The following is a 15986-nucleotide window of genomic DNA, read 5'->3' as shown; positions in this document are numbered from 1 at the left end:
AAGAACAAAAAAATGGTCGGCGAGATAGGATTTGAACCTACGACCCACTGGTCCCAAACCAGTTGCGCTACCAAGCTGCGCTACTCGCCGACTGTAAAAAAATTTGGGGTGGCTAATGGGACTTGAACCCACGACAACCGGAATCACAATCCGGGGCTCTACCAACTGAGCTATAGCCACCATTGATTTATTCAGTTTACATCACATTGACTCTCTGGCGCGCTCGACAGGATTTGAACCTGCGACCTTTGGCTCCGGAGGCCAACGCTCTATCCAACTGAGCTACGAGCGCTCATCGCGTCGTTGCGGGGCGTATATTAATGACTTCACATAAACTTGTCTAGTACTTTTTTGAAAAAAAAAGTTATTAGATAGTTTTTTGTTCAAATTGGACATAAAGTAGTAAATATACGCCTGTTTTTTATTGATTTAAAGGGTATTAATTAATTTTTTACGGGAATTAAATAGCGATAACATGAAAAAAGACAAGATAAAGCCAATCAATGCCCCCACGCTAGCCCAACATTTACGATTAGGCGAACTTTGCATAATCGGCTGTGTTGGTTTTTTTAAATAACGATATGCACTGAATTGTTCATCTAAAGGTGAAACCGAGCGCATCATTTGTAGTTTCCCGTTCCAATCTTCTGATACCAATGCTGATTGAGCATTCTTACCTAAGTTAAATTCTGTCGCTTTCTTTACTTGTTCGAATAAAACTTTCCATTGGCTAATTAGATTACTATAAACAATTTTACGTGTTTCAACGTTAACCTGATCAATAAAAGAAGAAAGTAATTCTGTGGCTAATTTCGGATTCTCGAGTGTTAGACTCACACTATCCGCCACATCAAGCGTTTGTGCTGATTTAAATTTAATAGCTTTGGTTAACTTTTCTAATAATGCAAGATCAATGTGATCTTCCCCTGTTTGCTTTTGTTTATAATACTCTGTATTTTCCCAAAAACGGCGAATCATTTCTTCTGACATCAGTTGTTTCAAAAATTCTTGATAAACTATTTCTGTCTCTTGGTGTTGATTCTCTTTATTTTTGATAAATTGGTAAGTCGAAGATAATGCATAATAATTACCAAGTAACGCGATATCTGGCGCGCTCACATGTGCTTCTGCAAGCCAAGTTTTACTTTTTAAGTAACTGCCACCATAAGCCACTATCGCGCCAAGCAACGTAGTCCCCAATATTATACTGATTGAGCTTAGAAAAGTGCGGTGTGTTTTTTGTGTATTTTCTACTTGCGTCATGCTGTTTAACCCTTATTATGAATACGTTTTGCGCGTCTTCTCATTCGTCTAATCCAACGTGTAATACGCCACGCACGTGTAATTGAATAAGAATACATAAAAAATAATAGAATAAATCCGGCAAACATCAGCCATTCATTAATATAAAAAATCTCCCCTAAAATACCAATCGTGGCACAAATTGCCGCTGCGAAAGTAATTAATAAGAAAGCTTGACGAGATGTTAAACCGGCACGCATCATTAAATGATGTACATGTAAACGGTCTGGACGGAATGGGCTTTTGCCTTTACGTAAACGGCGATACATAATCGCAATCATATCAATAAGTGGGATCGCGATTATCCATAATGCTGTCACAGGATTCATTGGATGCCCTTTACCTTGCGTACTGAGCAGTAAAATCCAAATAATCGTAAAGCCAATTAAAGTACTGCCCGCATCGCCCATAAATACTTTAAATTTCTGCCCAAAAGGAATGCCTAAATTCATCATAAAATAAGGCAGAATAGCAATAATTAAGGCAAAGCTCCAATAAGCCAAGTCAAGCTGATTATCCTTAATTAATAAAATGCCAATAGACACAAAAGCCACACTCGATAATCCGCCTAGTAAACCATCAATCCCATCAATCATATTAAAGGCATTAATTGCAGCTATAGTGGCTAGCACTGTAATAATTAAGCCAATGGATCCAAGTGTCAGCTGAAATGGACCGAGAATTTGCCCCAAATGATCTAAATAAAGATTACCGAGATCAATCATTAATATAGCTAATATTGCTTGAATACCGGCACGCAAAAAAGGGCTGATGTCAAAACGGTCATCAATCATACCGATCACAAGCAACACAAAAATACTAAATAAATAAAGTGTTGGTAAGCGCATTTGTTCCCACTCTAATAAATAGAAGCAGAGATTCCCAACAAACAACGACACACCACCAATTAGAGGAATCGCACCCTGATGGCGCTTACGAAAATTCGGTTTATCAACTAAACCTATTTTTTGGGCAATCGGGCGCATAAATAATAATGTCAGAAATGCCCCCAAAAATGTCACAATTAAACTCAATAGCATTGGAATTTCCCTTTGAATTTGAATGCTCGAAGAATACCACAAAGCATTTTTTGTTCCATAAATATTTTTATCTATTTCCGCTTTTTTACAGTAGAATGGTGCTCATTTCTATCACAAAATTAGGATACGATTATGACAACCTCTTTATCTCTTTTTCAACGTGCACAACATCGAATTCCCGGCGGTGTAAATTCACCAGTACGTGCCTTTAAGGGAGTAGGTGGCACGCCGATTTTTATCGAAAAAGCCCAAGGTGCTTATCTTTATGATACTGAAGGCAATCAATATATTGATTATGTGGGATCTTGGGGACCGATGATTTTAGGGCATAACCACCCTACCATCTTAGATGCGGTCATCAGCACCGCTCAAAATGGGTTAAGTTTTGGCGCACCAACTGCGTTAGAAATTGAATTAGCAGAATTAGTTTGTTCATTAGTCCCCTCAATAGACATGGTACGTATGGTCAGTTCTGGGACAGAAGCGACTATGTCGGCTATTCGCTTAGCTCGTGGATACACTAAACGAGATAAAATCATTAAATTTGAAGGCTGTTACCATGGTCATGCTGATTCTTTGCTAGTAAAAGCTGGCTCGGGTGCGCTAACTTTAGGGCAACCAAGCTCACCCGGTGTACCTACAGATTTTGCCAAACATACTTTAACCTGTACATATAATGACCTAGATTCAGTCAAGCACGCTTTTGAACAATATCCTAATGAAATTGCTTGTCTGATTGTCGAGCCTGTGGCCGGTAACATGAACTGTATTCCACCTCAAGAGGGCTTTTTACAAGGCTTACGTGCACTCTGTGATCAATATGGTGCAGTCTTTATTATTGATGAAGTGATGACTGGTTTCCGTGTCGCATTAGGTGGTGCACAGACTTATTATGGCGTCACGCCGGACTTAACTTGTTTAGGCAAAGTGATTGGCGGCGGGATGCCTGTTGGTGCATTTGGCGGTAAAAAAGCCATTATGCAACACATTGCTCCGCTAGGTCCGGTTTATCAAGCGGGAACATTATCAGGCAACCCGATTGCCATGGCAGCCGGTCTTGCTTGCCTTACGGAGTTGAAAAAAGCGGGAAATGCACAATGTTTAGCCCAACAGACCGAGAAATTAGCACTTGGCTTAAAAGCCTTAGCAGACAAACATCATGTCCCGTTTGTAGTGAATTATGTTGGTGGGATGTTTGGCATTTTCTTTACTGAACAAAAAACTGTTTCTTCTTATCAAGCGGTGATGGCTTGTGATACAGAAAAATTCAACCGTTTTTTCCATGCCATGTTAGCACAAGGTATTTATCTTGCCCCTTCGGCGTTTGAAGCAGGCTTTATGTCACTCGCCCATTCTGATCAAGATATTGAGCGCACTTTGCAAGCTGCCGATCAAGTTTTCTCTCAGTTAGCTTAAAGGCAGTGTATGGCGATAATTAAGGATAATTACAGCTTAGCATTGCTTAAGGTACACGGCACCGCAGTGTTATTTGGTGCCTCTGGTGTTTTTGGCGCATTAGCCACCACAGGTGCAGAAATGATTGTCTTAGGGCGTGTCTTAATTGCCTTTGCTGCGCTTTCACTTTTTTTCTTACTTCGTCGGCAAAAACTGATCCCCATGCTAGGGCGTGAAATCGCCAGCCAGTGTCTTTCTGGGGTGTTATTAGGTGTACATTGGGTGAGTTTTTACCAAGGGATAAAAATAGGTGGTGTGGCGATTGGTACTTTAGGCTTTGCCAGTTTCCCCGCCTTCGTTGCTTTGTTTGAAATGCTGTTCTTTAAAGAGCGGTTAAAAACAAAAGAATATTTTTTGCTGATCGCGATTTCGCTTGGGCTGATTTTGATTACCCCAGCCTTTGAGTTTGGTCATCAAGCTACACAAGGATTACTGTGGGGCATTTTTTCCGCCCTCAGTTATGGCATATTAGCGGTCATCAATCGCAAAAACGTCAGCACAATATCAGGTTCACAATCCAGTTGGTGTCAATATTTAGTGGTCGCCATTATGCTGTTGCCCTTTTCTGCACACCAGTTACCTGATGTGTCTTGGCAAGATTGGTTTTGGATCGCTTGCATTGGCTTACTTTGCACAACCTTGGCTTATACCCTATTTGTTTCTAGCTTAGATACGATCAATGCGCGCACTGCTGCAATGATCATTTCTCTTGAACCGGTATATGCCATTGCGATCGCGTGGATTTGGCTAGACGAAGAACCGAGTCTGCGTATGTTACTCGGTGGAGCATTAATTATTGTCTCCGTCGCGATTGTCAATTTGAAAAAATAGATAACCTTAAAAAACAGACCGCACTTTTACATGGGATTTATACATCACTTGATAAACACCTCTCTCAACGTGCGGTCATTTTGGAAAACGTTTTCTATTTTGGTTCGAGTACTTCATGTAAACGCTGTGTTAGGCATTGTCGCTGTTCAGCCGTTAAGGCGCGATCTTCACTGTTTGTCAGAATAAAGAAATCCTCTGCCTTTTCGCCGATAGTCGTAATTTTGGCATTCAACAAATTCAGTTTTAACTCACTAAACACCTGACTCACTTTGGCAAGTAAACCAGTCTGATCTAAAGCAAACAATTCCATTTCCGTTTGATCAGTTCGCTGTTCTTTTAAAAAGCGCACCTCTGTTTTGACATGGAAATGTTGTAATTTAGGGTTGTGAGTCGCACGAAATGTTGGCAATTTGCTCGTATTCAGTGCCTGCATTAAGGCTTTTTCTAAGCTACGACGACGATCAAATTTCACTAACTTGCCATCTAATTCGGTAATAATAAAACTATCAAATACATAACCATCATGACTGGTGATGATTTGTGCATCATGAATACTGAACTTCTTCGCGCCAATCGTCGTCACCACTTTATGAAACAAGTTCGGTTGATCTTGGCAATACACAAAAATCTCGGTTCCCCCTTCTGAAAAACGATTACTGATTTTAACCAATAATTCTGTTTGGTTATCTGCCAGTAATTCTGTATGCCAAGCAATTTGTTTCGGGGTATTACGTAAAAAGTACTCTTCAGGACAGCGCTGCCAAATTTCTTCAATTTGTACCGCACTTAACAGGCTATTTTGCGTTAATAATGTCAAGGCTTGCTGACGATGATTTTCAATTTTCTCCGCATGATCCAAGAGGCAATCCATACCTTGTGCAAATTGTTGCGTGGTAAATTGATAGAGGGTAGCAATTAATGTACGTTTCCAACTGTTCCATAACGTTTCATTTGTCGCACAAATATCCGCTACCGTTAAACAGATTAAATAATCTAAACGTACGTTATTCTGTACGGCTTCCGCAAAATGTAATACTACTTCGGGATCATGAATATCGCGCCGTTGCGCAGTAACCGACATGAGTAGATGCTGCTCAACCAACCAAGTCAGTGTGTGAATTTCGCGTTGATCAAAACCATGTTGCTGCGCAAACTGAGCAACATCAACAGCCCCTAATTCGGCATGATCACCGCCACGTCCTTTCGCAATATCATGGAATAAGGCTGCAATATAGAGTAATGTGCGGTCGGTTAAGCGCGAAAAAATCTGACTACAAATCGGATGGGGGACCACACTTTCTGCCTCAAGAAAATATTCTAGTTTCAGCAAAGTTCGCACAATATGTTCATCTACGGTATAACAATGAAATAAATCAAATTGCATTAAACCTTCAATATGGTGCCACTGGGGTAAGTAGGCTTTTAATACACCGTATTTATGCATAGGAACCAGTGCTCTCGCGATTGCACCAGGTTGATTGAATAAACGTAAGAAGCGCTCTCTTGCTGCCGGCAATTCAGACAAATAACCGCTGCGCTGTTCAAGGGCAAGATGTAACTGACGTAACGTAGAAGAATGGATATCAAGCTGATGATCTTGCGTTAAATGAAAAAATAAGCTTAGGATTTGTTCGGGTTGTTCTACAAACAAATTTGCTTGGCGTAAACAAATGGCATTATTTACACACTGGAACTCCTTATCTAATAATCTAACTTGTACGGGTTCGTTGGTTTGTAAAAAGTGCTCGCGATAATGTTTGACTAGCAAATCACTGAGTAAGGAGATCGTTTGTAGCGCTTGGAAAAATGACTTCATCATTTTTTCCACACCTTGATTACCCGGTCCGACAAATTCAAGTAACTCTGCGACACGAATTTGACGTTCAAATAACAAGCGGTTGTCATAACGTTTTAAAATTAAATGCAATGCAAAGCGCACTTTAAACAAAAATTGCTGACTTTCCAGTAACTGCGCATATTCTTGAGGATATATAAAGCCCGAATTCAAAATATCCGTTAGATTTTTCGCCCCAGTATGACGTAAGGCGATCCAATATAACAAGTGAAGATCACGTAATCCGCCTGGGCTGTGTTTAATATCAGGCTCTAAGTTATAGCTAGTATTATGATAACGTTGATAACGTTCAACTCGCTCTTGATATTTGGCTTGGAAAAATGCCTCACGTGGCCAAAAATCAGCTTTTTGCAATACGTTGTCCAACTGCTGAAATTGTGAGAAATTCCCCTCTAAATAACGCGCTTCTAATAAGTTCGTTGCAACCGTAATATTGTCACGTCCAGCTTGTTCACACTCTGATAAGGTCCGCACCGCATGCCCAACATCAAAACCACAATCCCATAAAAATTGCACGAATTGACGAATTTTTTGTTCAGTTTGCGCCTCTACCTGCTCGCTTGTTAAGATCAAGAAATCCAAATCGGACAAAGGAAACATTTCTTCACGACCATATCCCCCCACCGCGATCAAGGTGAGTGTGTTATCCTTGACTAAGCCAAATCGTAGCCAAAGATCCCGCAAGAGATGATCACAAAATTGCGTACGGTTAGTAATCAGATCATAGATTTCATAGTGTGCAAATTGCGTTAACTCGAATTGCTTTAAATTTTCTTTCTGAGTTCGTACTGCACTGACATCAAGCTCACTTAAGGGAAAATAAGGAAAAAGCATTATGCCCTCTCAATATCAATAAAAAAATGGCTGAAAAAATTCAGCCATATTTAATTTGTATTAGACATTCACCATGATTCGTTGAATGCGTCCTGCGGCGACCTCTTCTTCTCGAATAGTCATCACTTCACAACCCGTTTCCGTGACGACTAATTGATGTTCATATTGCGCAGAATGGCTACGATCTTTGGTTTTAACAGTCCAGCCATCTCCCATTAAACGCACTTCTTTTTTCCCCGCATTAATCATCGGTTCAATCGTAAACACCATACCCGGTTGTAAAATGACACCGCCATCGTCTGCGTAGTAATGTAGCACTTGTGGCTCACAGTGGAATTCTGAACCGATGCCATGTCCACAATATTCACGTACTACGCTAAACCCTTGATTTTCGGTGTATGTTTGTATTGCTCGACCAATCTCATTTAAACGGATCCCCGGTTTTACTGTACGTAATCCGACATAGAGAGCTTCTTGTGCTGCTTCGCATAATTTTTGGCTACGCACATTGGTTTCACCTACAATATACATCTTCGAATTATCGCCAAAATAACCGTCTTTAATCACCGTCACATCAATATTAACAATATCGCCATGCTTTAATATTTTGTCGTCACTGGGAATGCCGTGACAAACGACTTCATTAACAGAAATACAGGTCGCTTTTGGAAAGCCATGATAACCTAAACAAGCTGAAATAGTTTTTTGTTCGTTCACCATATACTCATGGCAAATACGATCCAACTCACCTGTACTCACGCCCGCTTTAACATAAGGTTCAATCATCACTAAGACATCTGAGGCTAACTTACATGCCTCACGTAACTTCACAATTTCGTCTTCCGTTCTTAATGGAATTGCCATAAAAAAATTTCTCCAGAAAATGCATTCGTTCGCGAATTATAACATTATCCAACATAAAAATCCTTGATAAATTCTTGAACGAATTAGTCGGTTATTAGATAATACGTCAATTCAGTTGAAATTATAGCGAGATAAATTATGACAGAGATTTCCGTGCCACTGATCTTTACTGATGCGGCTGCCAACAAAGTAAAAGCCTTAATCAGTGAAGAGGAAAACCCGAATTTGAAATTACGCGTCTATATTACCGGCGGTGGGTGTAGTGGTTTCCAATATGGTTTTACTTTCGATGAAAAAGTAAACGACGGTGATTTAACTATTGAGAAATCTGGCGTGCACTTAGTGATCGATCCCATGAGTTTACAATATTTAATTGGGGGAACCGTGGACTATACTGAGGGCTTAGAAGGTTCTCGTTTCGTTGTGAATAATCCAAACGCCTCAACTACCTGTGGTTGTGGTTCATCTTTCAGTATTTGATATGGATTTCCAATTCACATCTCATTTAGGTTCGATAATGGCGAAATGTTCTATGGGACATGAAGCCATTGCAAACTGGTTTAATAGCGAAGTGCGGTCAGATTCTGCCAAAATTCAAACAGTACTTCAGCAACTCCAAACAGGCAAAGCACAACAAGACATCACACTCATTGGGACAGAATACAGTGTATTTATCAATCAAGAAGAAGTCATGGTTCGCGCTAATAATCTAATGCTTGAACATGACCAACCGCTTGAAGATGATTTCCACTATTACGATGAAGAAAGTATTGCCTTTTGTGGCACAGATGACTTTATCCATTTCTTACAATCTGCACTAGCTTTCATCCAATCCTAATGAAATTACGCGAGTTTGAGTAGGTCATATGCCAAAATCCAACAAAACCAATGTAAGCCGAAAAAAATCTTCTTGGCTCCTCTTATTTGCCAAAGTGAGTTTTACATTAATCTGTATGTTGGCGTTTTATGGATTGTATTTAGATTGGCAAATACGCTCTAAAATGGATGGGCAGATCTGGCGACTCCCCGCAGAAGTCTATAGCCGTATTGAACGTATCAGTCTTGAAGAACAACTGAGCTTTGAACAAGTCAAACAACGTTTATTAGACAATGATTATCGTCAAACCACCCTAGTAGCAGCCCCTGGCGATTTTAAAGTGGAAGGTGATACCCTCGTTTTGCTACGACGCGCGTTTCCCTTTCCTGTACAACCAGAAGCACAACGTGTCTTTCGCCTACGTTTTAAACACAATCAATTGGCAGTAATTGAAGATTTAATCAACCAACGTACCATTCCTGAGTTTCGTTTAGCGCCAAAATTAATCGCTATGCTACAGTCAGAGAAAGAAGAGCGTTTAGCGATCCCACTCCATAACTATCCACGTTTATTAATCGATGCATTATTACTTACCGAAGATCGTCGCTTTTACCAACATGAAGGGATCAGTTTACTCGGCATTGCACGTGCGATGATCACCAATATTCAAGCAGGTCATACTGTACAAGGTGGCAGTACCTTAACGCAACAATTAGTCAAAAATCTGTTTTTAAGCAACAAACGAACCCTAAGCCGTAAAGTCAATGAAGCCTTGATGGCAGTGATTTTAGATTGGCGTTACGATAAAAATCGTATTTTAGAAACCTATTTAAATGAAATTTATTTAGGGCAAAATGGCGATACTCAAATTCATGGTTTTGAACTGGCTAGCCACTTTTATTTTGGGCGCTCAACCAACGAAATTAGTTTGGATCAAATCGCCTTATTAGTTGGCATGGTCAAAGGTCCTTCTCTTTATAATCCTTGGCGGAATCCGAACACCGCATTAGAGCGCCGTAATGTGGTACTGCGTTTACTCCTCGATCATCAAGTAATTGGTCATGAACTGTATCAAATGTTAGTCCAGCGCCCATTAGGCGTACAGGAACGTGGTCAAATTACGCGCAAGTACCCTGCCTTCATTCAGACTTTACAAGCTGAATTACGTGAGCAATTAGGCGAAAACAAAGCCACAAATTTATTAGGAGCACGGATTTTTTCAACCTTAGATCCTAAACAACAAACCCATGCAGAAAATGCAGTAGTCAGTGCGACATCTACCTTACAAGCGAAACACAAAAACCCCCATTTACAATCTGCGATGGTAATTGCTGATTATCGTTTAGGCGAAGTGCGGGCCATTGTTGGTGGTTTACAAACACAATATGCGGGCTTTAATCGTGCCTTAAGCGCCAAACGCCAAATTGGCTCTTTAGTAAAACCCGCCATTTATTTGACCGCACTTTCAGTACCTGACAAGTTCCGTCTTAATACAGCGATTCAAAATCAACCGATTACCATTCAAATTAAAGGCAGCCCACCGTGGCAACCGCGTAACTATGATCGCAAATACAGCGGTTCCGTGATGTTAATGGATGCCTTAGCTCGTTCCTTAAACATCCCAACAGTAAATATTGGGATGCAAGTGGGATTAGAGAAAGTGATTGAAACACAAAAGAAAATGGGTTGGGATAAAGTACAAATCCCCAAGGTACCCGCCACCTTATTGGGCGCTTATGCGATTTCCCCTTACGAAGTCACGCATTTATATCAAGTGATCGCCAATCAAGGACAAAAAATCCCGTTGGCGACCATTGACAGCATCACAGACCAACAAGGAAATCTCTTATATCAACGCCGCTTAGAACCTGAGCAAGTGGTACCGGCTGAAGCCAGTTATCAAACACTGTATGCCATGCAACAAACCGTAACGCGAGGCACTGCGCGCAGTTTACAAAACCAATTTAGTCACTTACATCTTGCTGGAAAAACAGGCACTACCAATGATGCACGTGATACCTGGTTTGTGGGCATTGATGGTGAAAACATCGTGACGGTTTGGTTAGGGCGTGATGATAATGGCGAAACCAAACTAACTGGCGCTTCTGGTGCCTTGCAAATTTATCAAAATTATTTACAGCGTCATCCGGCAACTGTACTTCACTTACCTTCTCTTAACAGTATTCAATGGGTGGGGATTAATGATTATGGTAGTTGGGATTGTTCAAGCGCACGTCAAATTCCCGTTTGGATAAATCATGCTCAGTCTTTTTGCCAAGCACCTGAAATCAGCAAACAAGAAAGCGTATGGGATGTGTTATCGCCGGGTGCTCCATCAAACCAACCGGCACCAGTAGAAGATGCTATTGCTAACTGAGCAAACAGCATAAATAAAAAGTGCGGTCAATTTTTTTGCTTTTTTGACTGCACTTTTCTAAGTGAATATGAAGATTAGAGAGTTTTTAATTTCTCTAATGACGGCGCAAAATAATAGCTCCCGGTTACTGCTTTAGTAAAGCCTAGTAAACGATCGGTTTTACCGTCTTTTTCACCAAACATATTGAGTAACTGTTGCTCAATGTTATACAGGGTTGCACAGTAAGCAACAAAGAATAAACCGTGTTTCTCACTGGCTTTACCATAAGGTAAACTATGACGTAAAATTTTTAATCCCACACCATTTTCTTTTAGATCAGTTCGCCCTACATGTGAGGTATCCACTTTATTTTCTAACTCAATACTGTCCGGCTTAGTCCGCCCAATTACCATTTCCTGCTTCGCAGTAGTAAGCTTTTCCCATTTGGTTAAATTATGCTCATAGCGTTGTGTAAAGACATAACTTCCATCCGTATCGTCACCTTGTGCAATGAGTGCGACCTCTGCGCGTTTTGTTGCTTGTGGATTTTCTGTACCATCAATAAAACCAGTAAAATCACGTTCTTCTACCCAGCGAAAACCATGAATTTCTTGCTCAACCTGAATCGCTTTACCAAAGCAGTTCATCGCGGCTAAGGCGACAGAAAAATTCACATCAGGACGTAAAGATTGAATATGAATCAACAGATCCCATTGGGTGGCAGGTGCGGAGGCATCACCTTTACCTAATGTCACAAAAGGTTTGAGCTCTTTTGCACTGTTCTCTCCTGCTAATTGTTTCCACACCCTATCGCCAAAGGCAACAACCGCGCCTAGTCTAGCATCAGGATAGGTTTGTTGTAATTGTGCTAATTTGTCACAGAATTGACGACTTGCTTCAGGAATCACCGTCAGATCCGTGATGTTTGCTTCTAAATAAATTGCAGCTTTGCAATGCTCTAATAATACGCCACTTTGCGCTGTCATTTTGTTCTCTCTCTTATTAATCAAAAAGCAGTACAGATTATAAGTCTTTCTGATCTTTTCACCAAACAAAGTTCACAAAAAGACCAGAAAGCGAGATTAATAATCAAATACGCTATTCACCGGCAAGGTCGCTAATTGCATATTTTCACTGAACAATAACACATCATGTTGACCCAATACACGCGCTTGCTGACCTTGAATATGCAGTGCGGTTCCTTCTGGCAAGGCATAGACGTTGGCAGTTGGGTTGACAATTAAGAATTCCGCTAAGCGTTCTTCGCGACTTTCTCCATTATGCCCAGCAGGTTTGCCCGAAATAAAATGCGGATTTAGTTGGTGTGGAAATAAATTTAAAGCGTCAAAAGATGGCGGATAAGTAATCGGCATATCATTGGTGGTCATAATAGAGCGACCTGCCACATTTGCCCCCGCACTCCAACCAAAATACGGTGTACCCGACTGAACTTTTTCGCGAATCAATGGCAATAAATGATGTTCATACATGCCTTTTAATAAACAAAACGTATTACCTCCCCCAATCGCAATAACATCCGCTTTTTCAATGATTTCTGCATGTTTTTCTGCACGGTGAACCGAAAGAATCGCCACATTTAATTCAGCTAATGCTTTTTGGACTTTTAATTCGTACTCATCATAACTTTGACGAACTCCAGCATAAGGTACAAAAGCAACGGTTTTCCCTTGATAGTCTGCCAAAAAATCCTGTAGCCAAGGCAACGTATGCACTAAATAGTCTGTATTTTGATATTTCGAACCGCTCATTAATAACATGTTTTTCATCGTTTTCCTCACTGAACTCATGGTCATATTTCTCTCATTATGCAATGCACCGCCCTAAATAAACAGCTGGCATTGTTGATTTCGTGACTCACATCACAGTATTCCATTACCCCAACGACTTTGAAAAATACCCTGCATATTTGTAATAAAATTTGTGCTTTTTATCACATTTTTATCATCAAAGCAGGATTTCTTGTTGCGAAAAAAAACGATAAGAGGATAATCATACTAACGAATATAATAATCACTATCATTTGGGTGAGTGTATGTTTTACGTTAAACAACTTCGATATTTAGTGCTCATTTTCAGCGTGTTTTTCTGTGCCTTCACACAAGCTAAAGACAATTATGCCGAGTGGATTCAAGACATTGAACATCGTTTAGACAAAACGGCGCATCTATATCAACAAGGTCAAGCTGACGAAGCACGTACGGAAGTGCAAATGGCGTATTTTGAAGTGTTCGAGAACTTAGAAGGTCCGATTCGTATTAATTTCTCAGCACAAAAAAGTTACCAAATGGAAGCGACGTTTGCTGAAATTCGCAAAATGATTGGTGAAGGTGTTTCATTAGAAGCAATACAAACAAAAATCAATGGTCTCAAATCCGAACTGCAAGAAGTATTACCTGTATTAACGGACGGACACCAACTCAATGCCTCTGCCCAACATGACGTGTATAGCAATCAAACTATTGCCCAACACTGGCAACAAAGTTTTAAAATTATTGATGATCTGCTTGCCCAAGCGATCAGTGCTTATGAACAGGGCGAATTTGCTCAAGCGAAAAAATGGGTTCAGCAAGCACAATACGATGGTTTTAAAAATGCTGAAATGGAAATGGCTATTCGTCAAAATCGTTCTGCCTCCATTTCAGCTAGCATTAATCAACAATTTTATGATCTCATTCGTCTTAGCGAAAAACCGGATCAGCTCAATAACTTAGGCTACCAAATCACGTTGTTGTTACAAGAGATTGAAGAACAGCTACCAAATCTTCCGACTACGCGTGAAACACAAGTGGTGCAAGCACAAGTCAACTCAACAGACAATACGCCCGATCAAGACTGGCAGAAAGTAACGAATGAGATTAATCAACGCATTCAACAAGCGATGAACTTATATCAACAAGGTGAACAGAAAAAAGCAATGCTTGCTGTACAAGATACCTATTTTGATGTCTTCGAAAGCAGTGGGATGGAAAACAAAATAGGCGCACGGGACAGCAATATGAAAGCTGAACTCGAAGGCTATTTCACCCGTTTAGTAAGTTTGATCAAAGCCAATGCCTCCTCCGATCAACTACAACAACAAGCAAATCAGCTCGCTCAAGGCTTAAGCAAAAGTGTCGAGATGTTACAAGGAGGAAAACAAAGTCATTGGTCAATGTTCCTTTATAGCCTGTTAATTATTCTACGTGAAGGGTTAGAAGCCTTGCTCATTGTTGCTGCGATTGTGACTTATCTGATCAAAAACCAACATCAAGATAAGCTCCCCGTTATTCGCCAATCTGTCTATGTTGCCTTGATCGCTAGCCTGATTACCGCCGTGATTTTTCAATTCGTGTTTGCTAATGCAGGCGCCAGTCGAGAGCTGCTAGAGGGTTTTACAATGATGATCGCTGTAGTGATGTTATTTATGATGAGCTACTGGCTATTATCCAAAGTAGAAGCGCAAAATTGGCAACGTTATTTAGAAGGCAAATTGTCTAGCGCACTCACAACGGGTTCATTGATTGGGCTATGGCTCACCAGTTTTCTCGCTGTCTATCGTGAAGGGGCGGAAACTGTATTGTTCTACTACGCGTTGGTTGCTGATGCCACAAGTGCGGTCAGTTATCTCTACCTTTTCGCAGGGTTGGTAGTGGGCATAGTCATTCTCACCGTCTGTTATTTGATTATGCGCTATACCGTGGTGAAGCTGCCATTAAAACCCTTCTTTATGTTTACTGGCACCTTTATGTATCTGATGGCCTTTGTTTTTGCCGGCAAGAGCGTATTAGAGTTAATTGAAGGTAAACTTTTTGAACCAACTTTAATTGTGGGTGCACCCGAGATCAGTTGGTTAGGTATTTATCCTTACCTAGAAACCTTGATACCACAAGTGATATTACTTATTGCAGCCCTTTTTGCCCTGTTCTATATGAAATATCAGAACCGCAAAGCAGTTTAGTTTCACAATCTATACTTAAATAGTCAGAGGAGATTAAGTATGAAAAAAGTACTCTTAGCCACCACTTTACTCGCCAGCATTTTAGCTGCACCATCCGCGCTGGCATTTAAAGAATATCCAATTGGTGAGCCTATTGAAATGAACGGTATGGAAATTGCAGCCGTATATTTGCAGCCCGTTGACATGGAACCGCGTGGTATGGGGCTGCCAGCAGCCAAATCTGATATTCACTTAGAAGCAGATATTCATGCGATTAAAGGTAACGTGAATGGTTTTGGTGAAGGAGAATGGATGCCATATCTCACCATTAACTATACTTTAGTCAATACTGATACTGGTGAGAAACAAGAAGGTACCTTTATGCCGATGGTTGCGGCTGATGGTCCACACTATGGCTTAAATATCAAAATGATGGGCGTAGGCAACTATAAATTAACTTACCATATTGAGCCGCCACCAAAAGCGGGGATGCACCGTCATACCGATGAAGAAACTGGTGTGGGTCGTTGGTGGAAACCATTTGATGTCAGTTATGAATTCAAATATACCGGCTTGAACTAAGTCGCTTTAAGGTGCGTAAAAACGCACCTTTACACCAATTTTCGATACACTATTTCCAATCGTGGCTTTTCTGACAAAGTGCGATTGGAAATAGTAGCATTTTAAGGCAAACA

Annotated in this window: 13 protein-coding genes and 3 tRNA genes; 7 read left to right on the top strand and 9 right to left on the bottom strand. The window is 40.6% G+C overall.

The genetic code is table 11. The features are described from left to right. Nucleotides 1–13: 13 nt before the first annotated feature. The 5 genes from CKV69_RS02140 to wecA all read right to left on the bottom strand — a co-directional run bounded on the left by CKV69_RS02140 (nt 14) and on the right by wecA (nt 2342). Nucleotides 14–90 (bottom strand) — tRNA-Pro (locus CKV69_RS02140). 14 nt (nt 91–104) lie between these two features. Next, nucleotides 105–180 (bottom strand) — tRNA-His (locus CKV69_RS02135). Nucleotides 181–215: 35 nt separating this feature from the next. Then, nucleotides 216–292, bottom strand: a tRNA-Arg gene (locus CKV69_RS02130). A 137-nt stretch (nt 293–429) separates the two neighbouring features. Next, on the bottom strand, nt 430–1263 hold the full coding sequence (locus tag CKV69_RS02125) for an LPS O-antigen chain length determinant protein WzzB (RefSeq protein ID WP_014325927.1): 834 nt from the start codon (nt 1261–1263) through the stop codon (nt 430–432). A gap of 5 nt (nt 1264–1268) precedes the next feature. After that, on the bottom strand, nt 1269–2342 hold the full coding sequence (gene wecA / locus CKV69_RS02120; protein WP_005751351.1) for a UDP-N-acetylglucosamine--undecaprenyl-phosphate N-acetylglucosaminephosphotransferase: 1074 nt from the start codon (nt 2340–2342) through the stop codon (nt 1269–1271). A 132-nt stretch (nt 2343–2474) separates the two neighbouring features. On the opposite strand from wecA, the gene hemL reads away from it, so the two are divergent. After that, entirely contained in the window at nt 2475–3758 is a 1284-nt protein-coding gene (gene hemL / locus CKV69_RS02115) for a glutamate-1-semialdehyde 2,1-aminomutase (protein ID WP_014325926.1), read from the top strand. Nucleotides 3759–3767: 9 nt separating this feature from the next. Next, nucleotides 3768–4628 (top strand): DMT family transporter, encoded by an 861-nt coding sequence (locus CKV69_RS02110; RefSeq protein ID WP_014325925.1) that lies wholly within the window; start codon nt 3768–3770, stop codon nt 4626–4628. A 94-nt stretch (nt 4629–4722) separates the two neighbouring features. On the opposite strand, the gene glnD is transcribed toward CKV69_RS02110, so the two are convergent. Beyond that, the gene (gene glnD, locus CKV69_RS02105; RefSeq protein ID WP_014325924.1) at nt 4723–7317 is read right to left on the bottom strand and encodes a bifunctional uridylyltransferase/uridylyl-removing protein GlnD; all 2595 of its coding nucleotides are present in this window, start codon (nt 7315–7317) and stop codon (nt 4723–4725) included. Nucleotides 7318–7377: 60 nt separating this feature from the next. Continuing rightward, entirely contained in the window at nt 7378–8181 is an 804-nt protein-coding gene (gene map / locus CKV69_RS02100) for a type I methionyl aminopeptidase (protein ID WP_005753833.1), read from the bottom strand. Between the two features lie 138 nt (nt 8182–8319). Here map and erpA point away from each other — a divergent pair, with 138 nt between their 5' ends. Genes erpA through mrcB form a run of 3 tightly spaced genes read left to right on the top strand, consistent with a single transcriptional unit; the run spans nt 8320 to nt 11375 of the window. After that, complete coding sequence (gene erpA, locus CKV69_RS02095) at nt 8320–8661, top strand: iron-sulfur cluster insertion protein ErpA (protein ID WP_005721778.1); 342 nt, start codon at nt 8320–8322, stop codon at nt 8659–8661. Nucleotide 8662: 1 nt separating this feature from the next. Beyond that, complete coding sequence (locus tag CKV69_RS02090; protein ID WP_014668095.1) at nt 8663–9019, top strand: YacL family protein; 357 nt, start codon at nt 8663–8665, stop codon at nt 9017–9019. Between the two features lie 28 nt (nt 9020–9047). Beyond that, on the top strand, nt 9048–11375 hold the full coding sequence (gene mrcB / locus CKV69_RS02085) for a penicillin-binding protein 1B (protein WP_005753831.1): 2328 nt from the start codon (nt 9048–9050) through the stop codon (nt 11373–11375). A gap of 74 nt (nt 11376–11449) precedes the next feature. On the opposite strand, the gene CKV69_RS02080 is transcribed toward mrcB, so the two are convergent. Together CKV69_RS02080 and pepE are read right to left on the bottom strand one after the other, a co-directional pair. Beyond that, nucleotides 11450–12340, bottom strand: a complete 891-nt coding sequence (locus CKV69_RS02080) for a Dyp-type peroxidase (protein WP_014325923.1) — start codon at nt 12338–12340, stop codon at nt 11450–11452. A 96-nt stretch (nt 12341–12436) separates the two neighbouring features. Beyond that, entirely contained in the window at nt 12437–13141 is a 705-nt protein-coding gene (pepE, locus tag CKV69_RS02075) for a dipeptidase PepE (protein ID WP_005721773.1), read from the bottom strand. Between the two features lie 266 nt (nt 13142–13407). Here pepE and CKV69_RS02070 point away from each other — a divergent pair, with 266 nt between their 5' ends. Continuing rightward, nucleotides 13408–15312 (top strand): FTR1 family iron permease, encoded by a 1905-nt coding sequence (locus CKV69_RS02070; RefSeq protein WP_016504301.1) that lies wholly within the window; start codon nt 13408–13410, stop codon nt 15310–15312. Nucleotides 15313–15351: 39 nt separating this feature from the next. After that, on the top strand, nt 15352–15873 hold the full coding sequence (locus CKV69_RS02065) for an iron transporter (protein ID WP_005726172.1): 522 nt from the start codon (nt 15352–15354) through the stop codon (nt 15871–15873). Nucleotides 15874–15986: the final 113 nt, after the last annotated feature.

This window comes from Pasteurella multocida, from assembly GCF_900187275.1.
Lineage (GTDB): Bacteria > Pseudomonadota > Gammaproteobacteria > Enterobacterales > Pasteurellaceae > Pasteurella > Pasteurella multocida.
Note: the sequence above shows the minus strand (reverse complement) of the source record. Positions and strands in the feature narration are given on the sequence as shown.